The sequence below is a fragment of the Guptibacillus spartinae genome, from assembly GCF_028610625.1.
GTDB lineage: Bacteria > Bacillota > Bacilli > Bacillales > Guptibacillaceae > Guptibacillus > Guptibacillus spartinae.
The window spans coordinates 212,842-237,714 of sequence record NZ_JAQQWU010000003.1; the positions used below are offsets into that span (position 1 = coordinate 212,842).

Here is a 24,873-nt window from a genome sequence, read left to right on the forward strand (position 1 = left end):
AAAAAATGAAATCCCTATACGCACATTTTCGAAAGGTGTTCGGAGACAGTGGCGAGATAAGAAGTTTCTTCTCGCCAGGGCGTGTCAATTTAATTGGCGAACATACAGATTATAATGGAGGCCACGTATTTCCATGCTCACTTAGCATTGGGACCTATGCGGTCGCTAGAAAACGTGAGGATTCACTCATTCGTTTTTATTCCATGAACTTTAAAGAGAAAGGAATTATGACGGTTCAAGCGGATCAGCTCGTTTACGATGCTGAGCATGACTGGGCAAACTATCCAAAAGGCGTCGTATCGATTGTAAAGCAAGCAGGTTATGCTATAAGCGGCTTTGACGTGCTTTACTACGGCAATATTCCAAATGGAGCCGGATTATCTTCTTCGGCATCCATCGAGTTAGCGACGGCCGTCCTATTGAATGAATTAAATGACCTTTCTCTTGAGATGATTGATATGGTAAAAATGAGCCAGCGTGCGGAAAATGAGTTTGTTGGTGTAAACTGTGGAATTATGGACCAATTTGCAATTGGAATGGGGAAAGAAGAAGCGGCAGTTCTTCTTGATTGCAACACACTAGAATATAGCTATAGTCCGGTAGTTCTTGAACACGCTTCACTAGTCATTGCAAATACGAACAAACGAAGAGGGTTAGCAGATTCAAAATACAATGAGCGACGTTCTGAATGTGAACGTGCCCTGAGCCAGCTTCAAGAGCACCTACAGATTGAGTCACTAGGTGATCTGACGGTAGAAATGTTTGAAGCAAATAAGCAGCACATCACAAATCCGATTGATCAGAAACGGGCAAAGCATGCGGTTTATGAAAACGTTCGCACGATTGAAGCGGCGAAACGATTAAAAGCGGGCGAGATTGACGGATTTGGTCATTTAATGAATGAGTCGCACGTTTCCTTACGAGATGATTATGAAGTAACGGGTCTTGAGCTTGATGCTTTAGTTGAAGCTGCCTGGGCAGAAGAAGGTGTCATCGGCTCGCGTATGACAGGAGCAGGATTTGGCGGCTGTACAATTAGCATAGTAGAAAATCAATTTTTGAATTCGTTCCAAACAAATGTGGCGAAAACTTATAAAGAGAAAACGGGTTTAACACCTGAATTTTACGTTGTAGAAATAGGTGCAGGAGCAAGAGAAATCAACCAACTTTCAGAAGCGCTATAAATCTGGAGAGGAGTGGAGAGAAACCATGAGAAGCATAGACCAAGAGATTAACCGTCTCCTCCAATATGGATTGAATAAGCAGCTTATTCATGAGTGGGATTTATGGTACGCGCGAAATCAAATGCTTGACGTGCTTCAGCTTGAAGAGATCGATTCAAGTGATGTTCCTTCGAATATCCCTGACAGCCCTGTTACGATTCTGAATCAAATTTTAGGTTGGGCCTATGAAAATGGGAGACTTGTTGAAAATACGGTCACTTATCGTGATTTGTTGGATACGAAAATCATGGGATGTTTAACGGAAAGGCCATCAGGTGTGATTGAGAAGTTTGAAACGACTTATGAACAGGGTGGCCCTGAAACGGCAACGGCTAACTTTTATCAGTATTCAAAAGACGTACACTACATTCGTACGGATCGCATTGCGAAAAATGAGGATTGGCTAACGAAAACGGAATACGGTGAGTTGGAAATCACGATTAATCTTTCCAAACCAGAGAAGGATCCGAAAGCCATAGCCGCTGCGAAAACGATGAAGTCAAGCGGCTATCCTGAATGCTTGCTTTGTAAAGAAAACGTTGGGTACGCAGGACGAATCAATCATCCAGCGCGACAAAACCTTCGGATGATTCCTGTCACATTAGAAGAGAAACAGTGGTATTTGCAGTATTCTCCCTACGTTTATTACAACGAACATGCGATTATTTTATATGGTGAGCATGAGCCAATGAAAATTTCGCGCGGCACGTTTGATCGCCTGCTTGAATTTGTTGGGAAGTTTCCTCATTACTTTATCGGCTCAAATGCAGACTTGCCAATCGTTGGCGGTTCGATTTTGAGTCATGATCATTTTCAAGGAGGAAAGCATGACTTCCCGATGGCCAAAGCGGAAGTGGAACGTTCAGTTGTCTTGTCAGCTTATCCGAATGTCACTGCCGGCGTTGTAAAATGGCCGATGTCGGTCTTACGTCTTCAAAGCATCGATCGCGAAGAGCTTGGTAAACTTGCCGATGCCATACTTCAGTTTTGGAAGGGATATAGCGATGAGCGTGCTGAGGTTCTAGCGTTTACGGGCGATGAGCCGCATAACACGATCACACCGATCGCTCGTCGGAATGGCGACTTCTATGAACTTGATCTCGTGCTACGAAACAATCGTACGACAGAAGAGCACCCAATGGGATTATTTCACCCTCATGCGGAAGTGCATCATATTAAGAAAGAAAACATCGGCTTAATTGAAGTAATGGGACTGGCAGTGCTGCCAGGTCGGTTACAAGAAGAGCTTCACTTGCTTGGTGAATCACTAATCGGTGAAAAACCATTAGAACAAATCGAACGTGATGAGCGAATTAGCAAGCATGTTGTTTGGGCAGAATCACTTCTTGAAAAATATTCAGATCTGAACTCAGCAAATGTACAGGATAGGTTGCGGGATGAAGTCGGATTAATCTTCTCTGACATTTTAAGCCATGCTGGTGTCTTTAAACGAACCGCATCAGGACAGAAAGCGTTTGACCGATTTACAAACGCTCTGAACACTCATTTAAATCAATAAGAGCTTGCCGATTCTGGCGAGCTTCTTTTCAAATTAGCAAATACAAAAAGGCTAAAGGAGCTAACATAATGTATGTAGGTGTCGACTATTACCCGGAACAGTGGCCGAAAGAGCGCTGGAGTGAAGACGTGCGATTAATGAAAGAACTTGGTGTGAATGTTGTGCGCATCGCTGAATTTGGATGGCAGCTGATGGAGCCTGAGGAAGGGACGTATGATTTCGCGCTTTATGATGAAGCGATTGAGTTGATGACGAAGAACGGAATCAAAGTGGTGCTTGGAACACCAACAGCAACACCACCTGCTTGGATGTGTAAAAAATACCCTGAAATTTTACCTGTCGATCCGAATGGAACGGTTATCTCCTTTGGAGCAAGACGTCACTATACAGTAAACAGCGAAGTGTACCGTCAGTTTTCAGCGAAGATTGTAGAAGAAATGGCGAAGCGCTACGGTCAGCATGAAGGAATTATCGGTTGGCAAGTAGACAATGAATATGGTCATGAAAAATCGGATCGTAGCTATGGCGATGTCGATCAGCAGGCGTTTCACGTATGGCTCCAGGAAAAATATAAAACGCTAGATGCGTTAAATGAAGCTTGGGGTACCGTCTTCTGGAGTCAAACGTATACAAATTGGTCTCAAATTCCTGTGCCACGTAAAGTGTTCCAGGAACATAATCCAAGCTTGCTTCTCGATTTTGATCGATTCTGTGCGGATGCGTATACTTCTTACAATAAGCTTCAAACCGATCTTCTTCGAAAGAATATTCGCTCTGATCAATGGATTACGCATAACTTTGTGTACACCGATCAGGCAATCAATCAGTGGGATATGTCGAAGGAACTTGATTTTATTTCATTCGATAACTACCCGGTGTGGGGCGGCTTACCTGAGCCCATTGTGCCAGCTGCAATTGCGCATCAGCATGATTTGTGTCGTTCTTCTAAGGACGGGAAGGGTTTCTGGGTGATGGAAGAGCTTTCAGGAGCGCAAGGTTGGAGCCGTATTGGTTACTTGCCACGTCCGGGTCATATTAAGCTTTGGACGTATCAGGCGATTGCTCGCGGTGCTGAAGCGATTGTGTACTTCCGCTGGCGTGCCGCTCGTTTTGGAACGGAAGAATTTTGTCACGGTGTTCTTGATCATGATGGAAAACCAAAGCGCAAATACAATGAAGTAAAAGAAGTGATCGATTCCTTAAGCGTGTTTGGAGATGAGTGGATTGCATCAAAATATCGGGCGGATGTAGCGGTTTATTATGATGTTGAAAACGCCTGGGCGTGGGGCATACAGCCACAAAGTAATGCGTTTGAATACAAGCAAGAGTTCCTGCGTTTCTACAGTCCTGCCCATCGCATGAATGCGATGACGGACATCGTAACAAAAGATAGCAACCTTGACGGATATAAAGTGCTTGTTGTACCGGTTTATTTCCTAACCGATCCAGCAGTTAATGAGAAAATCTCACGCTTTGCGGAACAAGGTGGAACCGTGATTCTTTCTTATCGCGCAGGAGTGAAAGAACAGAACAATTTTGTCGTAGAAGATACGCTTCCAGGCGCACTACGTGAGCTCGCGGGTGTTGAAATCAATGAGTATGAATCGCTTCAACTTGGTCAAAACAATGAGGTTCAAGGCGTACAGGGAGCGCTTAATGGTGTGAACTCTGTCGCTTCCATTTGGTGCGATCTCGTTGAGCCAACAACAGCAGAAGTGCTTGCGGAATATCGCGGCTGTTTCTATGAAAAAACCGCGGCCATTACGAAAAACCAGTATGGAAAAGGTACGGTGTACTACATTGGGTCGGCTCTTGAAGAAGAGATGATGGATGCTTTGTATGCAGAAGTTTTCCAAGAAACGGATATAACGACGATTCGTTCAAGTGAGAACGTGGAAGCTGTTACGCGTACCGGAAAAGATGGAACAATTTTCTTATCCGTTGTAAATCACTCGACGGATATTGACGGAACGGTAACACTTCCAGAGGGTACGTGGGTTGATGCGGTTTCACACGAGGAATATCGAGGAGAAATGACAGTGGCGCCGCTTGGTTCCTATGTGCTGAAGCTTAACTAGTATTTTCCGGGAAATATCGATCGTATTCGACGATTCATGATTTAATTGGAGGGGAAAACATGGCGATTTTAGTCACTGGTGGTGCCGGGTATATCGGTAGCCATACGGTTATGTATTTACTAGAGCAAAATGAAGATGTTGTCGTACTCGATAATTTAACAAAAGGACATGAACAAGCTGTTCTTAACGTTCCTTTGTATAAAGGAGATTTAACAGATGGAAAAGTGATCGATCAAATCTTTGCGGATCACGACATTGATTCTGTGATTCACTTTGCTGCAAGTTCGCTTGTTGGAGAAAGCGTGACAAATCCGCTTGAATATTATCGAAATAACGTAGCGGGTTCTCAGGCGCTTGTATCGAAACTCGTTGATCATGATGTGAAATACATCGTGTTCTCATCGACGGCTGCCACTTACGGAAATCCAGAGCGAACGCCGATTGAGGAAGATGACGTGACAAATCCAACGAATCCGTACGGAGAAACGAAGCTTGCGATTGAGAAGATGCTGCGCTGGTGTGATGATGCTTATGGCTTAAAATCAACTTCGCTTCGCTACTTTAATGCAGCTGGTGCCGATCCAGAAGGGGAAATTGGCGAAGATCATCAACCGGAATCGCATCTCATTCCAATCGTCCTTCAGGCGGCGCTTGGTCAGCGCGAAAAAGTATCGATTTTCGGTGATGATTATGATACGAAAGATGGCACGTGTGTTCGAGATTATATTCATGTGCTTGACCTTGCGCAGGCTCACTACCTTGCGTTGAAAAAGATGAAAGAAACGAATAAGAGCGGTGTTTATAACCTTGGAAATGGCAAAGGGTTTACGGTAAAAGAAGTGATTGATACGTGTCGTAACGTGACGGAAAGATCGATTGAGGCGGAAATAGCGCCTCGTCGCAATGGAGATCCAGCGACGTTAATCGCTTCGTCGACAAAAGCGATAAATGAACTTGGATGGAAGCCGGTCTATCCAGAGCTTTCACAAATTGTTGCGCACGCGTGGAGCTGGCATCAAAATCATCCTGAAGGGTATGGCGATCAGGCATGAGTATTGAGAAGGTACGGTTATTTTTAGAAGAACAAGGATATGATGGCGTTTTACTCAGAAGGCGGAACAATTTCTCTTGGGTCACAGGCGGGAATACGAATTACATCGTTCAGACGATGGAAGCAGGCGTGGCTGACTGGATTATTACGCGTGAGCAGGCGTATCTTGTGACGTCGAAAATGGAAGAGCGCCGAATAGTTGAAGAAGAATGTTCCGATCTGTCGTTTTCTTTTGAGGTGCTGTCTGATGATTGGTACAAACCTGCTGAGCATTTAATTGAATCGGTAACGACAGGAGTGCGGATGGCAGCTGACATGCCTTATGCAGACTGGGATGTGGTTGATGAAGAGCTAGGGAAATACCGCTCTGTTTTGACAGCGGATGAACGTGAGCGTTATCGCAATCTGTGTCAAAAAGCTGCCAAAGCGGTGGAAGAGACGTGCCGTGAAATTGAACCTGGTCAAACGGAAAAAGAAATTGAAGCACATCTAGCTGCGAAGATTCTTGCGGGCGGTATGTCGATTCAGGTGCTTCTTGTTGCAACAGATGAACGCATCTATCGCTATCGCCATCCGATTCCAACTGAGAAGAAGCTTGATCGTCATGCGATGATTGTCATTTGTGCAGAAGAAGCGGGCCTCGTTGCGAACGTGACGCGACTCGTGTACTTCGGCGAACTTCCAGAAGAATTGCGTCAGCATAGCGCTGCGGTTGCAAGGATTGATAGCGTGATGAATCACGCTACAAAAGTTGGAGCCACGGCTGGGGAAGTGATTCAAGCTGGTATTGCAGAATATGCGGAGCAAGGCTTCCCGGATGACTGGAAACTTCTTCATCAGGGTGGACTCACCGGATTTAATTCGCGCGAATTCCTTGCGAATCCGGAAACGCCCCATAAGATTGTCGTCAATCAAGCCTACGCATGGAATCCTTCTTTGCCTGGTGTAAAGTCGGAAGACACGGTTCTTCTCACCGAAAAGGGACTTGAATTTATGACGTATACCGGTGAATGGGTTTACCAGGAAGTTGAGGTAGAAGGCGTTACGTTTGTTCGGAACGCGGTGTTGGTGAGGTAGATGAAAGTGAGGGAAGGGGGTCAGGCTCGAGCCTGACCCCCTTCGCAAACAAAAAACTTCAAAAGTCCACCTACAGCGGACGCCGCTCAGTCGGTTCTCCGCCTCTTCCAATAAGCACCACAAATAGCGAGAAGGGTAGAGAAGATCAAGCATTTGAAAAATGTCGCGATGGCGGAGAAACCGATAAAAAGAAATGGAACGTCTGTCATGTCTTGAAACTCACCGGCTGGTAAATCGAGCGTAGTTGTGAAGCCTGTATTTAAGCCGGCAGCTAGTAAAGACATCATAAAAGCATAAAGCAAACCAAATACAACGATCCGATGTAGTTGTATAGCGCCTCCCTGTTGCATTCTGTAGCCTGCCCATAGGAATAAACCGATGGGGAGTAGTAACCCGATGATCATATAAAGTTTTAAGTTTCCTGGATTACTTGATAGGAAGCTAAAGAGTGAAAAAGGGTTATTTGTTTCAATTTTTAGCCCACCAAGAGCCGAATACATCATCTGTAGTTTCTCATCTAGCAAGTTCATATCGAACGTAAATGAAGAAAGGTTGAGCGTATTCCATAGAATAAATCCGCCTTGAAACACGATGATCAGAAAATAGCTTGCGGGAATGTCGTCAAAGCTAAGAAATGGGTTCGCGTCAGACATGAAACGATAGAGTACTAGAATCATGACGGCGATTGAAACGGAAGTTCCGAATAGAATTGTTCTTATACTTTCTTTTAATGGCGAAGAAGTTAATTGTTTCATCGTGCCACTTCCAAATAAACTGCCAATAAACGAGAAAACTGTCCCGAGGAAAAATGCAGCAAAGAAAGCTTTTATGAACGGATAGTTGTTTTCGATCGACAAATTTGCAACCATACCGCTTTCTTGTACTGAAGCGTCGAATTGGAATCCTGCGATTAGAGCAATAACTGCTGTTAGCATGCCATAAAAAAGTCCGATTAAAAGTGAAGATAGCCAGTATTGTTGAATCGTTCCTGAAGCTTTACGTCCGTACAAATACCCGGCAATCAGTAGTGAAAGAAGGGGCAGTAAAAGGAGGATCAGCATGCCTGACTGAAGCTCAAGGTCTCCTCCAGATCGCTTACCAGATTCTGTTATATCGAACGAAAGCGTAGAGTTAAGAAGATGAGCTGCCATCCAATAATCCGTCATTCCAAAGAAGGGATCCGTTAGAGCGTTTTCCGTACCATAGTTTTCATAAAAATCGTTTGCGACTTCTGTTGGGCCAACCTCGAGCTCATTTAGGGTTTGTTGAAATGAAGCGGCCTGCTGCTGAAACCCTTCTGATACAACCAAGGACATGATGCCCACCGCGAGAAAGGCAAGAAAGGCGCAGAGTATGGCCAATCTTTTATTGATTGCGCTGAGATCTGGAATCGAGTGAGACGTCGCCACCTTTTCTTGGGTACGTTCCGCTTTGAAAGGGACGAGGGAAAGTTGAAAAGAACCACACTGTAAACAGTATTGGTCGTGACCGCTATTCTCTGATCCGCACTCTGAACAAAATTTTGGTTTGGCGCCCGCTGTAACACTTGAAGCCTCTCCATAAAGTTGAAAAGTCCCATCATAATGACAGTAATTGTCGCCAAAAGGCACCTCGTTGCCACATGTTGTACAGTACGTGATAGTCAACACCTCCTAGCCGTTTTTCAAACCGCAACAACCGCAAAATTGAGCAGACTCCGGTACTTCCTCCTTACACATTTCACACGGTTTAGTTGCAAGGGTTTGAGGGGGGGCTGCTATTAGAACTTTGTTTCCGCAGCTTCCACAAAACGTATCCTCTACTTGAATGGGGGCTCCGCATTCACAAACGCGTTCGCTTGATTCTTTTTTCATTTGGCTAAGGGCACGATTCGCTTGATAAAGTTCCAAGTCATATGGAAGAAGGCGCTCAACTTGTTCAGTTAAATCGGGGTGCTGGATTTCTCCTTTTCGAAGGAGGCGATACGTCAGCTCTCCAAGCTGGTTGATGACTTTCATGCGATTTGAAGCAGCATCACTTGCGTGTTTTTTTAGCTGGGAAACTTCCTGTGCCGTTTGGAGTCTGGTTTTTCCTTGGTTGAGTCCATCTTGAAGCTTTGACAAACCTCCGCCTATTTTCGTTTGTAGATCGGACATATCCCATCTCCTCCTTGATTCCGTTCGCTTATTATAGGACAGAGGCGAACGAGTGCTTTTCTCGACCTTTTCATAGATATGAGAAAAGTACGAAATCATGTTAAAAATCGATTTGGAATAGCAGTCATAATTAGAAATCCCTCCCATATGATTTGGAATAATGGGCGGAGGTGGGAAGATGAATTGGTGCAATCAGTGTAAGAGGAGCGAGGCTGGAGCGTTTTGCGTTAAGTGCGGACAGAAAGTAGTGAGAAATAAGCAGTCACCATTAAAGAAATCGAGAGGGCTATTATGGGGAGGAATCGTTGGAGGGATACTCCTGATCCTGATTGGTAGTTTTTTAACGTTAAAATGGATCACTTCTCCTGAGCGAACAGTAGACCGGTTCCGAGATGCCGTGTTAGAAGAGAATTATGAAGCGATCGGAAAGTTCATTCCTGACACAAATCCATTGCTTCCTCAAGAAGCCGAGCTTGCGAGTTTTGTTTCGCTATTGAAGGAGCATCCTGACCAACGAACGCTTCTTATTCAAGATTTGGAGAGACAGGCAAGGGGCCTAAGCGATCATATGCTTATCAAACCGAATGAAAACTTGCTCGTTCAAATGACGCTAATGGAAGACGGGAAGGCATTTTATCTATTTAAGGATTATGTGATCGCTTCTTCTCTGATTTATGTAGAGGTGGGAACGCAATTTAATAAAACTACGCTTTTCATTAATAAAGAAGAAAGCGGAACGATTGGAGAAGACGGTAAAAAAATCGGGCCTTTTTTGCCAGGGAGCTATCAGTTTGAAACAAAATTAGAGAATGAAGGGTATACGATGCGTGGAGAAGCTGAGGTCGAACTCGTTCCGTCTGAGGAAACCGTGCAGGTCGATTTGCCTGTTAATGGTGCGTTTGTGATGCCGGACTCGAATTATGCAGATGCCCGCCTATTTATAAATGGAAAAGACACTGGTATCGCGGTAGGTGATGCCGAGGGAATCGGTCCTTATCCAACTGACGGATCTGTTGTTATGCATGCAGAAAAACAATTTGAAGCAGGTGTTGTAAAAAGCCCTTCTGTTCATTTTGAAGGAGAAGCTCCGTACTTTTCGATCGACTATCGCGAACCGGGGCCTGTCGTAATCGAAAAGGAAGGCGCGGCTGGGGGCTCAGAAGTAGTGCAGAGTCAGGATGAAACTAAGTTAATCATCTCCGCTGTTAATACGTATTTAAATGATTGGATCTATGCGTATGAAAATCTTGAAACAGATTACTTTTCAAACCTAACACCAGAGCTACAATCGTATTTTGACGAACGCTTCCAGTCTGTCAGAGAAAATCATGCTGCTTTTACTGGAGAGATTGTAGAGGCGGCCTTTGATCTCGACAGCCTCTTAATTGATTCATCTGGAAAGAAAGCAGAAATCGACGTTCTCGTTACGATGGACTCAGCGGATCATGAGCAAGGAGAAACCAACGTGGAGACGGAAGTGACTTCAAGTGGTTTTCACTATAAGTTAGTGAAAAGCGGCGGGAAATGGTTGATTGAAAGCCGAGAAGAAGTGGAGTACGTTGATTTAACGAATGCTGTTGTTTATTAAAGTGGTAGCGTGCTGGGGGTCAGGTTCGAACCTGACCCCCTATTACAAAAATACTGATAATTTCAAAAAAACTATTGCATTCGTGAATGCGTTTACAATATAATATGATAAAAGGTTATGATGTTTTATTAAACATCACTACTTATATCGGAGGTGCGGATATGATTGAAGTGTTACGCGAGGTAAATCCACATTTACATGTGCAGTCAGTAGATTCTGAAGCTTTTCGAACGTACGGGAAGGTTCTTTCAGATTTTCCATACGAGCAAATGGCCAATTTAATGAAGGAAACGGAAATTCCTAAACAAGGAAATCACTACGTTCCTTCGAATAAAGAGCTTGAAGCGCAATCGCTTAAAGCGTTCGTTGAAAACAGCTACTATGGAGGGATGCCGGTACAGATTGGATACTGCAATGGCAGAAATTCCGCATTAGGTGGTCTTGAATTTCATAAGGGGAGCGAAATTAACGTTGCGATCACGGATTTTGTGCTCCTTCTCGGTCATACCAATGATATAACGAATCATACATACGATGTGAAGAATATAGAGGCGTTTTATGTTCCAAAGGATACAGCGATTGAAATGTTTCAAACAACGCTCCACCTTGCCCCTTGTAAAGTGAGCGATGAAGGATTTAAATGTACGGTGATCTTGCCAGAAGGAACGAATACGCCATTAGAAGATGCACAAAAAGGACATGATCCGCTCCTTTTTATGAAAAATAAATGGCTACTTGCCCATCCAGAGCATGAACGATTTATGTCACTTGGGGCACACAAAGGAATTGTCGGTGAAAATATAACAGTTGCTTACAGCAAGGGATAAAAGGAGGACAACCTTATGTCGGGTATCACGTTTACACTAGTTTCATGCGTCTTTTTTATGGCGCTCGTCGCATGGGTTTCATACTTAAAAACAAGAAATTCCGTTAATGACTCAGATGGTTACTTTCTTGCAGGTCGAGGGTTAACGGGTGGATTTATTGCAGGTTCTCTTTTACTTACAAACTTATCTGCCGAACAGTTAATCGGTTTGAATGGACAAGCTTATCGAACGAACCTTTCCAACATGGCCTGGGAAGTGACAGCGGCGTTCGCCATTGTCATCATGGCGCTTATCTTGCTACCTCGCTATCTTGGCGGTGCGTTTTCAACGTTACCTGAGTTTTTAAGTAAACGTTATGATGAAAGCGTTCGCAGATACACGGTTATCCTGTTTATGCTTGGGTATATGTTTGTAACGATTCCGTCTGTCCTTTACTCTGGGGCACTTGCGATTCTTCGTCTTTTTGATGTACCAGAGCTACTCGGGATTTCATTTGAGTCGTCTGTCTGGCTCGTCATCTGGGTAATTGGGATTATCGGTGCCATCTATGCCATCTTCGGTGGGTTAAAAGCGGTAGCGGTATCCGATACGTTAAACGGAATTGGTCTCCTTTTCATTGGACTTATTGTTCCAATACTCGGCTTCTTTGCCCTTGGAAATGGCGATATGCTAGAAGGAATTAAAACGATTACCACGGAAAATCCTGAGAAGTTAAATGCGATCGGATCAAGCACAGACTCTGTTCCGTTTTCGACCATTTTTACCGGAATGATTTTTATGAACATGTTCTACTGGGGAACGAATCAGTACGTGATTCAGCGAACGCTTGGTGCGAAGAACCTTGCGGAAGGTCAAAAAGGGGTTCTGCTCTCTGGATTCTATAAACTAACTGTTCCATTTATGATGATGATTCCAGGAGTTATTGCTTTCCATCTCTATGGGAGCTCAATGGATCCAGTGGATCTCGCTTATCCAACGGTTGTGTCGAATTTGCTTCCGACGTTCATGTCTGGTCTCTTTCTAGCTGTCCTTCTCGGCGCCGTATTCTCAAGTTTTAACTCACTATTGAACAGTGCCGCAACGATGTTTGCGCTTGATGTGTATAAAGCAGGTATTAACAAGAACGCAACGGATCGTCAGCTGATTAACGTGAGTAAATATTTTGGAAGCGTTCTCGCGCTTGTCTCTTTCTTTATTGCACCAATGCTGATGAATGCACCAGATGGATTATGGGATTTGATTCGCCGCTTTACAGGGTTCTTTAACATCCCGATCATTGCCATTGTTCTTGTTGGGATTGTTTCAAAACGCATCCCTGCACTTGGAGCAAAAATCGCAATTATTTTCCACGTGATTACGTATTACATGCTTGTATGGGGATTAAACCAGCTGTTTAACATTGAAATTACGATGAACTTTATTCATATTTCAGCCATCCTTTTCCTTATTGAGGTTGCGATCATGATGGTCGTTGGGCGCATTCGTCCACTACCTGAAGCGTATGAATTCCGAGCGAATCCAAAGGTGGACATGGTGCCGTGGAAGTTTACGATTCCAGTATCTGTTGTTCTCATTAGCCTTGTCGTGATGGTCTACATTCTCTTCTCACCAATTGGTTTTGCCTACGAAGGTGGAATGATTTCTGGATGGTTCTGGCCAGCGATCTTAGGAACGGCTGTCGCTGGAGCAATTTGTTACCTTCTTGCCCTCAAATCATGGAATAAAAAATACTCTGGCTTTGTTACAAGGAAGCATGAAGAAGCAGTTAACGCTGAAAAGAAATTTAGAAGCGCATAAACGATAAGAATGTAGGGGGAAATCATGTTGCATACAAAAACGATCAAACCGAGTTTTGAATTGAAGCAAAATGGAGAAGAATTTGACGTTCATCTGGACAATCGCTTACTGTTTCGTCATTCACCAGCCCAACCATTTGTTTTCGTTGGTAGCGGTGAAGAAACGATTGATATGTACAGAGGAAATTTTAAAATAAAAGATTATGTTGTGGAACGAGTAGCTCTTCGCTATGCAACAGTACGGTATGAAGGAGAGACGTGTCGCATCGGATTTCGCCACTTTTCTCACGATCATGAGCTGTTAACAATGGTATTAAAGCAAGACAAAGAAGGTCTGCGCGTATCGTTTGAGCTCGTAGATCCTCTGTTTAATCGTTTCTGGTTACGCGTTGCCGCTAATGCCGATGAGAAAATTTACGGGTGTGGGGAACAGCTTTCCTATTTTAATTTAAGAGGAAAGAACTTCCCACTCTGGACGTCTGAACCCGGTGTAGGACGGAATAAATCGACTTATACGACATGGCAAGCCGATGTGAAAGATCAAGCTGGTGGTGACTATTATAATACAAATTATCCACAGCCGACCTATGTATCTACCAATAAATATTATTGTCACGTCGAAACAACGGCTTTTGCAGATTTTGATTTTCAGCGCGATGATTTTCATGAGCTGCACATTTGGGAAGCGCCGGCCTCGATTCTGTTTGAAACAGGACAAACGTATAAAGCTCTCGTTGAAAAATTAACCGCTCGACTCGGTCGGCAACCAGAGCTTCCCGACTGGATCTTCGATGGGATCTGGCTAGGCATGCAGGGAGGAACGGAACGCGTACAAAATAAGATTGATCGTGCGATTGAAAAAGGAATGAAAATAGGCGCCGTTTGGTGTCAGGATTGGCAAGGGAAACGCGTAACGTCATTTGGTAAGCGATTAATGTGGAACTGGAAATGGAATCCGGAGGAGTATCCTGAACTCAATCAAAAAGTGAAGGAATGGAAGGAAAAAGGCATTCGTTTCATGGGGTACATCAATCCTTATGTTGCTGTTGAAGGAGATTTGTATCGTGAAGCCTATGACAATGGCTATCTTGCTACGGCGTTAAATGGCGGTGATTATGTTGTTGACTTCGGTGAATTCTATTGTGGCGTTGTTGATTTTACAAACGAAGCAGCGTGTGAATGGTATGAAGACGTCATCCAAAAGAATATGATTGATTTTGGAATGGACGGATGGATGGCTGATTTTGGTGAATATTTGCCAACAGACTTAAAGCTTCATAGCGGAGAACCAGCAACCAAAATGCACAACGCCTGGCCCGTCATGTGGGCAAAAGTGAATCATAACGCCGTTCAAAAAGCAGGACGCTGGGGCGATATTGTTTACTTTATGCGTGCTGGTTACTCAGGTAGTCAGGGATACTGTCCATTGTTATGGGCTGGGGATCAAAGTGTTGATTGGAGTCTCGACGATGGTCTTGCTTCCGTTATTCCAGCCGCACTATCTGCTGGAATGAGCGGAAATGGCGTTCATCATAGCGATATCGGTGGGTACACAAGTCTTCATGGCAACAAGCGAAACAAAGAGCTACTGCTTCGCTGGGTTGATATGGCGGCATTTACACCTGTTATGCGAACGCACGAGGGAAATCGTCCTGATGATTGCTTCCAGTTTGATCAAGACGAAGAGACGCTTGAGCATTTTGTGAAAATGACAAACGTTTATACAGCACTGAAGCCTTATCTAAAAGCATTAAGCAAAGAGAACGCTGAAAAAGGAATTCCAATTCAACGACCGATGTTTATGGAGTATGAACATGATCTCGCTTCTTATAACATTCAATATCAATATATGCTAGGTTCAGAGATGGTGGTCGCACCCGTATATGAAGAAGGAAAAGAAACGTGGTCTGTGTATTTGCCTGAAGATGAGTGGGTTCATTTATGGAGTGGTAAGGAAACAAGTGGAGGCCAGGTTGAAGTGAACGCCCCAATTGGTGAAACGCCAGTTTTCTATCGCAAACGTTCGGCGTACGCAGATATTTTCCAAAAAGCAGGGCAGGCAATAAATTAAGAAAGTGTATTAAAAGGTTACTACCTATTTTAAAACATAATAATGTATGGTATAGTATTTGTAACAAACAGAGGAGAAAGGTTGTGACCAATCGTGCCGAAAACGAGCATTCTATACGTACCAATTGGGAGAAAGACGTTTGATCTAGAAGCTGGAGAGCTACAGCGAAAGAAAAGTTCAGAATTTCTGCATAGCGTGACCGAGAACGTGATTGAGCCAGAGGAAATCATTACGTCTCCTGAAGATCTTGAGGCTTTTCTTGAAAACGTTAACAGCGAAGATATAATTGCAAGCATCTATCAGAGCGTCACGTTTGCGGATGGGGAATTTGTTGAAGCGTTAATTAAAAAAGTGGAAGCGCCAGTGATCGTCTGGTCCGTACGTGAGCCAAGTGTCGGAGGAAGACTTCGCTTAAATTCCTTAACAGGCGGAAACAGCACAAGTCATGTACTTCGGTGTGCGAACCACCCATTTAGCTTTGTGTTTGGGAATGGTGATGAAGCGCAGGTACAAAAGAGAATTAAAGTTCAACTCAAAGTGCAAAAGGTAATTGAAGATCTGAAAGGTCTTACGATTGGTGTGATTGGGGAACACCCACCAGGTTTTTTCTTCTCAGGAACGGATGAAGAAGCGCTTCAAAAACAGCTTGGCGTGACGGTGAAAAACTTTGATTTAAACAAAGCGTTTGAGGAATGCGTCAAGCTACCTCGTGAAAAATGGGAAGGCGCGATTGAACGAGCAGAGCAACAGGTGATTGGGCTAAATCGGAATGAAGAAACGGTACAGCGATTTGCTCAGTTTACGACGTATGTGCAGGAACAAATTGATGCAGAAGACGTATCAGCGCTTGCCATTCGCTGCTGGCCGGACTTTTTCAATGAGCTTGGCGCTGCGGCATGCTCAACCCTTTCTCAGTTTACAGAGGACGGAGTTGTATCATCGTGTGAGTCAGATATTCATGGATCGGTATCGATGTTTATTTTGCAACAGCTAACAGGAAGTGCGCCGTATCTTGGAGATATGGTTCACGTGAATGAAGCAAGTAATTCGGTTGTGTTCTGGCATTGCGGTGCTGGCGCTTATTCGCTCGCCCATCCTGATCAAGGTGCACGCCCAGGCGTTCATCCAAACCGAAAGCTCGGCTTTACGATGGAATTTGGATTAAAACCAGGTCGCGTGACGATGTTTCGCGTTGGCTATACGCCAGAAGGATATCGTTTGCTTGTGATGCGAGGAAACGCACTCGATACGCCTCAGCGCTTCAATGGAACGTCTGTTGAAGTGGAACTAGAAACCGAAATCAATGACACGTTATATGGATTAATGGAAGAAGGTTTCGAACCACACTATGCCATTATTTATGATGATGTAGCCGATGAGCTCGTTGAACTTGGAAAGCAGCTTGGTCTGAAGACGACGATCTATACAAAGAACTGAAGGGAGACAGTTGCATGAAAAAGGTCGCTATTGGTCAGGCCGGGGGACCTACGGCCGTAATAAATGCTACCCTCGCAGGGTTTGTGAAAGAGATCGAACGCGATCATTCTCTGCTTTTTATACACAATGGTTATGAAGGATTAGCGCATGGTATGTATTTAGACGGTGATGATGAGATGCTAAGTCGCATTCATCTTCATCGAGACGTACCTGGGGCGTGTCTTGGATCAGGTCGGTTTCCACTGACAGATGAGCATATTGAAAAAGGTGTGCGCTTGCTACGTGAGCAGGGAGTTGATGTGCTTGTTTTTATCGGTGGTAACGGTACGATGGAGGCGCTAGCGAAAGTAGAATTGGAAGCGAAGAGGCAAAATTTTTCCCTTCAAGTAATCGGACTTCCCAAAACGGTGGATAACGATCTCGGTGGTACAGATCATGCCCCTGGCTTTGGAAGTTCGGCTCGATATGTCGCTCAGGCGACGCGCGATATGAGCCGCGACCTCGCCTCCATGCAGAATTTTGAAAAGGTTCGTGTACTTGAAACAATGGGAAGAAATGCAGGGTGGCTGGCTGCGGCATCTGGGCTTCTTAAGGAGTATGAAGAAGAAGGGCCACATTTTATTGGTATTCCAGAGCGGCCAATTCAAGCAGAAAAGCTTCTTGAAAATGTAAACAGCGCATTGAATCGGTTTGGGTATGCCACGGTCGTTGTGAGTGAAGGCGTTTGTTTTGGAAAGACGGGTCAAGTAGCGAGAGGAAACGTCGCTGGTAGAACAGTGCTTGGCGGGATTTCCAATGAGGTAGCTGGCTTTTTAAAAAGTGAGTTAAGCGTTATGACAAGAGCTGAACTTTTAGGCATGAATCAGCGAAGTTTTTCTGAAGTCGTTTCCGACGTTGATCGAGAAGAAGCTTATCGTGTGGGGAGCGTTGGAGGCGAATGGATTCGTGAAGGGGTTTCAAATGTGATGGTCTCCATCCAACGAAATGCTCACCAGCGCTATTCAGTAAGGATGACCCCGATTGAACTTCGAAAAGTGGTGGCTGCTGGAGAACGAGTGATGCCTGAGGTGTTCATTGAAGATCAGAAAGCATATTATCAATGGCTAAAACCGCTTATCGGTGAAGATATTAGGTCGTACCCACCGCCATTACAAAGGACTGAAATGTATGTCGATTAATCAGAACGTAGAGGCGCTTTATCTTCAAATAAAAGATGTTCTGATCGATCGCATTCAGAGTGGAACCTGGAAACCCAATACGATCATCCCAACAGAGCAAGCGCTCATCAAGGAATTTGGTGTGAGTCGGACGACGATTCGGCAGGCCATTGCGATTCTCGTTCAAAATGGTTTGCTTGAAAAGAAACAGGGCCATGGCACGATCGTAAAGCCACATCAATTGGTAGGTAACCTTGGACAGTTAAAAGGTTTTGCAGAAGAAGTAATGGAAAAAGGGCAGGTTCCTTCATCCAAACTGATACGAGCTGAATTTAAGGAAAACCTTTTTCATGAAAGTGAAATGCTTCAAGTGGCTGAAGGAGCTCCGATTCTTCTCGTTGAACGCATACGGTTTGCGGATGAGACGCCTGTTGCCCTTGAACGAACGTGCTGGCCAGAGTCAATTGGAAAGATACTTATGCAGCATGATTTAAATAAAGCAAAATACTATGAAATTCTAGAAAACTATCAGGTTTATTTAAACAAAGCAAAAGAGCGAATTGCCGCGATTAACGCCACGATTGATGAAGCAGATTCATTGGCGATCCGACCGGGTGAAGCGTTACTTGAAATGACGCGTCTCAGCTATGGATTGAATGACCATCCAATCGAATATACAAAAACGAAATATCGAAGTGATCAGTACCATTACAATATTGAATTGAAACGATAGAAGGGAGAAATGATGATGCCATTTATTAACGGAAAAACAATGCTGGATCATGCTTTTCAAAATGGATATGGGGTAGGGGCATTTAGCGCACATAATGCGGAAACCGTGCTAGCGATTTTTGAAGCAGCTGCAGAGGAAAAGGCACCTATTATGATACAAGTGGGGCAGAAAGTAATTCAAACCTTGGGCATGGAAGCATTAAAAGGGTTGATCGATACGTATGAAAGAAAGTTTGATGTTCCAGTCGCGATTCATCTTGACCACAGCCGTCAGTTTGAGCAAACGATGCAAGCTGTGCAAATGGGCTTCCAATCCGTCATGTTTGATGGGTCTGGTTTATCTTTTGAAGAAAACACGGCAACCACGAAAAAAGTGGTCGATATTGCAAGAGCACTTGGGATAGGATCTGAAGGAGAAATCGGTAAAATCGGCGGCACGGAAGATGACATTACGGTTGATGAAAAGGATGCACTGATTACAACGACAGAAGAAGCCGTCGCTTTCGTAGAAGCAACAGATGTGGATTACCTCGCCGTATCGATCGGAACAGCACACGGAATTTATAAAGAAACGCCTAACCTTCGTTTCGAGCGATTAAAAGAAATTGTTGATGCAGTCAAGCGTCCAGTAGTCCTACACGGCGGATCCGATGTGCCGGATAAGCAGGTGCAAAGAGCGATTTCACTAGGTATTGCGAAAATCAATGTGGACACAGAGCTTCGTCAGGCATTTACGAGAGGCGTTCAAGAAGCTTTTGCAGAAAATCCGGATGATATTGTGCTCGCTAGTTCACTTGGTCTCGGTCGCTTACGGATGAAAGAAAAAGTTCAGGAAAAGATTCGCATATTTGGTAGTCAGGGGAAAGCAGAAGAACTTTTGTCAGGTAAAAAGGTCGTAACGTTATAAAAGGGGGGGATGATGTTAACGTGTCTACACAAACTTCAGTACGAACTTATGGGATATTCATCAATGGGGAATGGCGAGAAAAAACAGCAACAGATGATGTGCTAAACAAATATACCCAAGAAATAGCAGCGAAAACAGCTACAGCTGATGAACAGGATGTAACCGATGCGGTGCAAGCGGCTAAGACAGCATTGAAAACCCCTTTTTCACCTTACGATCGATACACGGTTTTGATTAAGGCAGCCGCGACACTTCGATCTCGTCAGGATGAGCTTGGAGAAGTGCTTGCGAAGGAAGTTGGAAAGCCTTTAGCGGAGTGTAAAGGTGAAGTAGGTCGTGCTGCTTTAACATTAGAAGTTTCGGCAGAAGAAGCAAAGCGAATTCACGGCGAAGGTATTCCGGTTGAAGCTGCGCCTGGGTCAGAACAGCGTCAGGCGTATACTAGACGCTTTCCAATTGGAGTTGTTGCAGCGATCACGCCATTTAACGTACCACTGAATCTTGTGTGCCACAAAATTGGCCCTGCACTTGCAGCTGGCAATAGCGTTGTGTTAAAACCAGCTGAAGTGACGCCGGTTTGTGCGATTCTTTTAACGGAAATATTTGAAGAAGCGGGCCTTCCAGCAGGACGTTTGAACCTGATTACAGGAGAGGGAGCAACGGTAGGTGAATGGCTTCTTTCGAATCAAGATGTGAACATGTTTACCTTCACTGGAAGTCCACGTGTTGGGCAACATATTCGTGAAAAAGCTGGATTGCGAAAAGTAGCGTTAGAGCTAGGAAACAATTCAGCAACGATTGTGCATCATGATGCCGAGGTTGAAACAGCAGCAACGCAGTCAGCGCAAAAAAGTTTTAATAATGCAGGGCAAGTTTGTATTTCAGTCCAACGCGTCTATGTCCATGAAGATATTTACGAGCCGTTTCTTGCAAAAATGAAGGAAGTAACGGAAGGACTTGTTTTAGGTGATCCAATGGACGCGGCGACTGATATCGGCCCGATGATTGCTGAACGTGAAGCGATTCGCGTTGAGAGCTGGGTGAACGAAGCGGTTGAGCAGGGAGCTGTCGTTGAAACGGGTGGAAAACGAGATGGTGTTTTCTATCAACCTACGATTTTGACGAACGTAAATGATGATATGAAGGTCTGTCGTCAAGAAGTCTTTGGTCCGGTCGTAGCGGTAAGCACGTATCGTTCAACAGATGAAGTGATTGCGAGAGTAAATGATTCAGAGTATGGTCTTCAAGCTGGACTCTTCACGAATGACCTGTCTTTTACATTAAAGGCGATTAATGAGGTACATGTAGGTGGACTCATCATCAATGATACGTCAGGCTACCGCGTAGATCATATGCCATACGGTGGTGTGAAGAAAAGTGGAACGGGCAAAGAAGGTCCACGCTATGCGATTGAAGAAATGACGGAAGAAAAAATTATCGTTTTTAACGGATGAGAGAAAGAAGGGGGCCGATGAATCGGGCCCCCTTTTCATCCTGTAATGGAACGCTATCCCTTATAGAAGCTGAAGGAGAATGAAGATGTCGATTATCACCATATTGCTACCGATCTTTTTCGTATTTGGCGTCGGGTATCTAGCGCAGCGGTTTTTAAAATTGGAGACGAGAGTGCTCTCGAATCTCGCGTTATATGTGCTCGTACCGCTTCTTGTTTTTCGAACGTTCTATGAACAAGAAATTGATTCGTCCTACGGGTATTTATCGATTTATATGCTTGGATTGTGCTTTGCGCTTATTGGACTTGTGAGCATCTTATCGAAATTATATGGCTATACCGAATCTGAACGGTGCGGTTTGGTTTTATCGAGTGCTTTTATGAATAACGGAAATTATGGCACACCGCTTGTCCTGTTTCTATTCGGCACGGTTGGAATGGAAACAGCGATTGTGTTAATGGTGCTACAGCAGTTATTAATGAGCACGCTTGGCGTCTACTATGCAGCAAAAGGAAGTCCAGATCACGACGGGGTTAAAGCGGCCCTTAGGGCGGTTCGGAAAATGCCGATGGTTTACGGTGCCATTGTCGGTCTTTTGTTTCAATGGTTGCATATTCCACTTGGCACGATCCGTGATGGTGTGGATTTGATAGCGGACGCAGCGATTCCTGTTATTATGGTGACGCTCGGCATGCAGCTTGCCAATATTCGGTTGCGGGCGATTGATTGGCGTAAACTCTCAACAGCGCTATCGCTTAAATTAATGATTGCCCCGCTTATTGCGGCAGGAATTGTTTTGCTCATGCCGGTAGATCCATTAACGAAGCAAATTATGATCATTATGGCCGCAACTCCAACGGCCGCCAATACGACGATGTATGCAATTCAGTTTCATACGGAACCTCAAAACGTTTCGAGCGCAACGCTCGTTTCTACTGTGTCGAGTTTAGCTACGATGCCGGTGGTGATTTATTTAGCGACGACGTTTGTGTGAAGGGGGTCAGGTTCGAACCTGACCCCCCTCACAAACAAAAAGGCGGCAGTGTCCACCCAGAGCGGACACTGTCGCCTTTTCGATCATCCTATCAAGGAAGCGATGAATAAGGCAAGAAAGACAAGCGAGATGAACGCAAGAAAGATCACACCCATTTTGCGAATCGCTGGAGGAAAGCGATCGGTTAGTGGAACTCTTATAAGAAAGATCATGATCGCAAGAGAAAGAATAAGCAATAAGAAATAACCCAAGTATGACACCACCCGTTTCCGTTTTAAGTGATGTTCCCTAACAATAGTGGGTTCAATCATGAAAGCCCGCTACATAAGCGGGCTTTCATGATTGATTTTATGGATGCTGAATATTGGCAAATGACGCTTCTACAACTTTCCCATTGAATGCAGATTGATAGATCGCGCGAATATCGGCTTCATAAAGAGGAAGCGGGCTTCTGGCAAGAAGTCTTTTTTGCTTCAGACCGTCTTCAGTGAGAGATTCAAGTGCAGAACTTGGAATGTTAAATCCGCCAAGTGTACTCGGAATGCCGACATCTTGAACGAGCCTTTCTAATTGACGAACGCATTCATAGGAAGCTTCCTCTTCTGAAAGAAATTGAGAATTACCTCCGAGCGCGTTTAAGATATCTCCCATTCGCTTTGTACAGCTTTTTCGAATATATCCCATCACATAAGGAAGCAACACTGCATTGGAATCTCCATGAGCTATATGAAACTGACCGCCAAGTGGATAGGCAAGCGCATGGACACCGGCCACTCCTGCATTAAAAAAGGCAAGACCAGCGATATAGCTTCCGTTGCTCATATCGATCCGTGCTTCCTGGTCTTCCCCATTTGTAACAGCACGGCGTATGGATCGGCTAATTAACCGGATTGCTTGTAAGGCAAGCCCATCCGTCGTCGGACTCGCATTAACTGAGACATATGCTTCAATCGCATGGGTAAGTGCATCTACACCGGTTGCTGCGGTAACCTTTGCTGGAACGGAAATGGTTAGTTCTGGATCAACAATGGCGGCATCGGCGAGAAGATAGTCGTGCGTAACGACATCTTTTGAGCTTTCAAGAGAAAGCACTACAATGTTGGTGACTTCAGAACCAGTCCCTGCTGTTGTCGGAATTAGTATTTTGGGGAGACCTTTTTCTGAAATCTCTCGGCTTCCTGATAAATTGAGATAATCACTAACCGGACCTTCATGTGTAGATAGAACGGCCGTTAATTTGGCGAGATCTAATGCACTCCCTCCGCCTAGGCCAATCACGAGATCATACTCATTTTCTCTCGTGTAATTGACGAGCTTCTCACCAATGGCGAGCGGCGGTTCTGGAACAATAGCAGTATAAACGTCGACTGTATATCCAGTCTCTTCTAGCGGTACTCGAACTCGGTCAACGAGACCGATTTCTTCTAAAACAGGGTCAGTAACAACTAGGATACGCTGGGGCGAGTGCTTCTCCACTTCAGGTAAAAGCTGTTCTAGGGAACCCCAACCTGTGTAGCTGAGTGGCGTGAAAACAAGTATGGAAAAAGACATACGGTGTTGCCTCCTTTTGGTTAGATAAGCTCTATACGACAAAGTTCGTGATTAAAAAAGAAACCCCTTCAATTAGAACGTGAAGAACATCTCAATAGAAGACTATCGTGGTAAAATTTTACTAATATTTCTAGGTTAAAATTTATGAAATAAGGTTATAGAAAGGTAATGTAGAAGATTTGTATCTTCATCATGACTCGTTTAAAGCGAAAGGAGAGAGTGGAGTGAAGCCTTTATTGTTAACTGGATTTGAACCTTTTCTTGAGCATCGTCATAATCCAACTGAGCAGATTGTCATGGAACTGGATGAAGAGACGATTGGTGGGTTTGAAATTATTTCGAGGGTGTTGCCTGTTGATTACGAACGAGCGGCAGAAATGCTAATTGGATACGTTGAACAGTGTGAGCCCTTTGCTGTCATCATGCTTGGACTCGCTGCCGATCGCACAAAAATAACGCCAGAGCGCATTGCGATTAACGTGAATGACAGTCCTGAAGATAACGCGGGACATGCCCCTGAAGACCAACCAATTATTGAAGGAGGACCTGCGGCTTATTTTTCCACACTGCCTGTTAAAAAAATGACGGATGCGCTTATGGAGAATGGCATTCCTGCAGAAATATCCAATACGGCTGGAACCTACCTCTGCAATAACGTCATGTATAGCGTCCTTTATGCTCTTGAGCAAAGAGACCTATCGATTCCTGCAGGATTCGTTCATGTGCCGCCAACGTTTGAGATGACGCTTCATCATTCAGCACATACTGGCTTTCCATTTACGAGTATTCGGGATGCGATTAAGATTATGATTCATACACTTTCCGATTTAGAAGGAAACGCACAAGAATAATCGTATCCTAAAAGCTGAGCCCATTTGGTCAGCTTTTTTTCATTTTGAAACCCATTATAAGTGCTACTCGTATAAAGAGTAGGAGGGGATCAAAAATGGCTATCTGTCAGCAATGTCAAACTAAATGGACATGGAAGGAAACCTTTCACGCCGTTGTTAATGTTAGAAAATACGATTGCTGTCCGTATTGTGGAAGTAAACAGTACCCTACTCGTAGGACTCGGAATAACCTGGCTGTTTTTCCAAGTGTAGTGGCGATACTCTGGATACCGATGCTAGCATTTGACGTTTCGCTTTCCGTTATATTGCCTGTTGAGCTTGCAATGGCAGTTGTGACAATCAGTGTTCTACCATTCTTTTATCATGTTACTAACTGTGACGAGCCGATGTGGTAATTGACTCGTCACCTACATATTTCTATAAAT

The 24,873-nt window shown here is 44.3% G+C and carries 21 protein-coding genes; 17 read left to right on the top strand and 4 right to left on the bottom strand.

The features are described from left to right. Positions 1-5 precede the first annotated feature (5 nt). From PQ511_RS07730 to PQ511_RS07750, 5 genes are all read left to right on the top strand, one after another. The gene (locus PQ511_RS07730) at positions 6-1,184 is read left to right on the top strand and encodes a galactokinase (RefSeq protein WP_273851324.1); all 1,179 of its coding nucleotides are present in this window, start codon (positions 6-8) and stop codon (positions 1,182-1,184) included. 25 nt (positions 1,185-1,209) lie between these two features. After that, positions 1,210-2,742, top strand: coding sequence for a UDP-glucose--hexose-1-phosphate uridylyltransferase (gene galT / locus PQ511_RS07735; RefSeq protein WP_273851325.1), 1,533 nt, complete (start codon positions 1,210-1,212; stop codon positions 2,740-2,742). 68 nt (positions 2,743-2,810) lie between these two features. Further along, on the top strand, positions 2,811-4,820 hold the full coding sequence (locus PQ511_RS07740) for a beta-galactosidase (protein ID WP_273851326.1): 2,010 nt from the start codon (positions 2,811-2,813) through the stop codon (positions 4,818-4,820). A gap of 59 nt (positions 4,821-4,879) precedes the next feature. Continuing rightward, on the top strand, positions 4,880-5,872 hold the full coding sequence (galE, locus tag PQ511_RS07745) for a UDP-glucose 4-epimerase GalE (protein WP_273851327.1): 993 nt from the start codon (positions 4,880-4,882) through the stop codon (positions 5,870-5,872). Next, on the top strand, positions 5,869-6,948 hold the full coding sequence (locus PQ511_RS07750) for a M24 family metallopeptidase (protein ID WP_273851328.1): 1,080 nt from the start codon (positions 5,869-5,871) through the stop codon (positions 6,946-6,948). Before galE ends, PQ511_RS07750 begins: the two co-directional genes overlap by 4 nt. Positions 6,949-7,034: 86 nt before the next feature. Here PQ511_RS07750 and PQ511_RS07755 read toward each other — a convergent pair whose 3' ends face one another. Together PQ511_RS07755 and PQ511_RS07760 are read right to left on the bottom strand one after the other, a co-directional pair. After that, entirely contained in the window at positions 7,035-8,594 is a 1,560-nt protein-coding gene (locus PQ511_RS07755; RefSeq protein ID WP_273851329.1) for a zinc ribbon domain-containing protein, read from the bottom strand. A gap of 6 nt (positions 8,595-8,600) precedes the next feature. Then, on the bottom strand, positions 8,601-9,083 hold the full coding sequence (locus PQ511_RS07760) for a zinc ribbon domain-containing protein (protein ID WP_273851330.1): 483 nt from the start codon (positions 9,081-9,083) through the stop codon (positions 8,601-8,603). Positions 9,084-9,261: 178 nt separating this feature from the next. Between PQ511_RS07760 and PQ511_RS07765 the strand changes: the two genes are divergently transcribed. The 10 genes from PQ511_RS07765 to PQ511_RS07810 all read left to right on the top strand — a co-directional run bounded on the left by PQ511_RS07765 (position 9,262) and on the right by PQ511_RS07810 (position 22,046). Further along, positions 9,262-10,671 carry a zinc ribbon domain-containing protein gene (locus PQ511_RS07765; RefSeq protein WP_273851331.1) on the top strand — a complete coding sequence of 470 codons (1,410 nt, stop codon included), beginning with the start codon at positions 9,262-9,264 and terminating at the stop codon, positions 10,669-10,671. A gap of 161 nt (positions 10,672-10,832) precedes the next feature. Beyond that, entirely contained in the window at positions 10,833-11,498 is a 666-nt protein-coding gene (locus PQ511_RS07770) for a DUF4867 family protein (protein WP_273851332.1), read from the top strand. Between the two features lie 15 nt (positions 11,499-11,513). After that, the gene (locus PQ511_RS07775; RefSeq protein WP_273851333.1) at positions 11,514-13,295 is read left to right on the top strand and encodes a solute:sodium symporter family transporter; all 1,782 of its coding nucleotides are present in this window, start codon (positions 11,514-11,516) and stop codon (positions 13,293-13,295) included. Positions 13,296-13,319: 24 nt separating this feature from the next. Continuing rightward, positions 13,320-15,365 carry an alpha-glucosidase gene (locus PQ511_RS07780; protein ID WP_273851334.1) on the top strand — a complete coding sequence of 682 codons (2,046 nt, stop codon included), beginning with the start codon at positions 13,320-13,322 and terminating at the stop codon, positions 15,363-15,365. 93 nt (positions 15,366-15,458) lie between these two features. Continuing rightward, positions 15,459-16,802 carry a sulfoquinovose isomerase gene (gene sftI / locus PQ511_RS07785; protein ID WP_273851335.1) on the top strand — a complete coding sequence of 448 codons (1,344 nt, stop codon included), beginning with the start codon at positions 15,459-15,461 and terminating at the stop codon, positions 16,800-16,802. Between the two features lie 14 nt (positions 16,803-16,816). After that, entirely contained in the window at positions 16,817-17,980 is a 1,164-nt protein-coding gene (locus PQ511_RS07790; RefSeq protein ID WP_273851336.1) for a diphosphate--fructose-6-phosphate 1-phosphotransferase, read from the top strand. Then, positions 17,970-18,692, top strand: a complete 723-nt coding sequence (locus PQ511_RS07795) for a GntR family transcriptional regulator (RefSeq protein WP_273851337.1) — start codon at positions 17,970-17,972, stop codon at positions 18,690-18,692. The genes PQ511_RS07790 and PQ511_RS07795 overlap by 11 nt, the downstream gene beginning before the upstream one ends. Before the next feature lie 15 nt (positions 18,693-18,707). Further along, positions 18,708-19,598 carry a class II fructose-bisphosphate aldolase gene (locus PQ511_RS07800; protein ID WP_273851338.1) on the top strand — a complete coding sequence of 297 codons (891 nt, stop codon included), beginning with the start codon at positions 18,708-18,710 and terminating at the stop codon, positions 19,596-19,598. A gap of 20 nt (positions 19,599-19,618) precedes the next feature. Beyond that, entirely contained in the window at positions 19,619-21,052 is a 1,434-nt protein-coding gene (locus PQ511_RS07805) for an aldehyde dehydrogenase family protein (RefSeq protein ID WP_273851339.1), read from the top strand. Positions 21,053-21,137: 85 nt separating this feature from the next. Beyond that, entirely contained in the window at positions 21,138-22,046 is a 909-nt protein-coding gene (locus tag PQ511_RS07810) for an AEC family transporter (protein WP_273851340.1), read from the top strand. A gap of 83 nt (positions 22,047-22,129) precedes the next feature. Here PQ511_RS07810 and PQ511_RS07815 read toward each other — a convergent pair whose 3' ends face one another. Both PQ511_RS07815 and PQ511_RS07820 read right to left on the bottom strand, forming a co-directional pair. Beyond that, on the bottom strand, positions 22,130-22,297 hold the full coding sequence (locus PQ511_RS07815; protein WP_273851341.1) for a hypothetical protein: 168 nt from the start codon (positions 22,295-22,297) through the stop codon (positions 22,130-22,132). A gap of 97 nt (positions 22,298-22,394) precedes the next feature. Then, positions 22,395-23,597, bottom strand: a complete 1,203-nt coding sequence (locus tag PQ511_RS07820; protein WP_273851342.1) for an iron-containing alcohol dehydrogenase — start codon at positions 23,595-23,597, stop codon at positions 22,395-22,397. A 224-nt stretch (positions 23,598-23,821) separates the two neighbouring features. Here PQ511_RS07820 and PQ511_RS07825 point away from each other — a divergent pair, with 224 nt between their 5' ends. Both PQ511_RS07825 and PQ511_RS07830 read left to right on the top strand, forming a co-directional pair. Next, a complete protein-coding gene (locus PQ511_RS07825) occupies positions 23,822-24,448 on the top strand; it encodes a pyroglutamyl-peptidase I (protein ID WP_273851343.1) in 627 nt (208 codons plus the stop codon). Between the two features lie 95 nt (positions 24,449-24,543). Next, positions 24,544-24,843, top strand: a complete 300-nt coding sequence (locus PQ511_RS07830; RefSeq protein ID WP_273851344.1) for a TIGR04104 family putative zinc finger protein — start codon at positions 24,544-24,546, stop codon at positions 24,841-24,843. Positions 24,844-24,873 lie beyond the last annotated feature (30 nt).

Bases quoted from the DNA above. Each gene is read 5' to 3' on its own strand.
- PQ511_RS07730 (WP_273851324.1), top strand. From the start codon at position 6: ATGAAATCCCTATACGCACATTTTCGAAAGGTGTTCGGAGACAGTGGC.
- galT (WP_273851325.1), top strand. From the start codon at position 1,210: ATGAGAAGCATAGACCAAGAGATTAACCGTCTCCTCCAATATGGATTG.
- PQ511_RS07740 (WP_273851326.1), top strand. From the start codon at position 2,811: ATGTATGTAGGTGTCGACTATTACCCGGAACAGTGGCCGAAAGAGCGC.
- galE (WP_273851327.1), top strand. From the start codon at position 4,880: ATGGCGATTTTAGTCACTGGTGGTGCCGGGTATATCGGTAGCCATACG.
- PQ511_RS07750 (WP_273851328.1), top strand. From the start codon at position 5,869: ATGAGTATTGAGAAGGTACGGTTATTTTTAGAAGAACAAGGATATGAT.
- PQ511_RS07760 (WP_273851330.1), bottom strand. From the start codon at position 9,083: ATGTCCGATCTACAAACGAAAATAGGCGGAGGTTTGTCAAAGCTTCAA.
- PQ511_RS07765 (WP_273851331.1), top strand. From the start codon at position 9,262: ATGAATTGGTGCAATCAGTGTAAGAGGAGCGAGGCTGGAGCGTTTTGC.
- PQ511_RS07770 (WP_273851332.1), top strand. From the start codon at position 10,833: ATGATTGAAGTGTTACGCGAGGTAAATCCACATTTACATGTGCAGTCA.
- PQ511_RS07775 (WP_273851333.1), top strand. From the start codon at position 11,514: ATGTCGGGTATCACGTTTACACTAGTTTCATGCGTCTTTTTTATGGCG.
- PQ511_RS07780 (WP_273851334.1), top strand. From the start codon at position 13,320: ATGTTGCATACAAAAACGATCAAACCGAGTTTTGAATTGAAGCAAAAT.
- PQ511_RS07790 (WP_273851336.1), top strand. From the start codon at position 16,817: ATGAAAAAGGTCGCTATTGGTCAGGCCGGGGGACCTACGGCCGTAATA.
- PQ511_RS07795 (WP_273851337.1), top strand. From the start codon at position 17,970: ATGTCGATTAATCAGAACGTAGAGGCGCTTTATCTTCAAATAAAAGAT.
- PQ511_RS07800 (WP_273851338.1), top strand. From the start codon at position 18,708: ATGCCATTTATTAACGGAAAAACAATGCTGGATCATGCTTTTCAAAAT.
- PQ511_RS07810 (WP_273851340.1), top strand. From the start codon at position 21,138: ATGTCGATTATCACCATATTGCTACCGATCTTTTTCGTATTTGGCGTC.
- PQ511_RS07820 (WP_273851342.1), bottom strand. From the start codon at position 23,597: ATGTCTTTTTCCATACTTGTTTTCACGCCACTCAGCTACACAGGTTGG.
- PQ511_RS07830 (WP_273851344.1), top strand. From the start codon at position 24,544: ATGGCTATCTGTCAGCAATGTCAAACTAAATGGACATGGAAGGAAACC.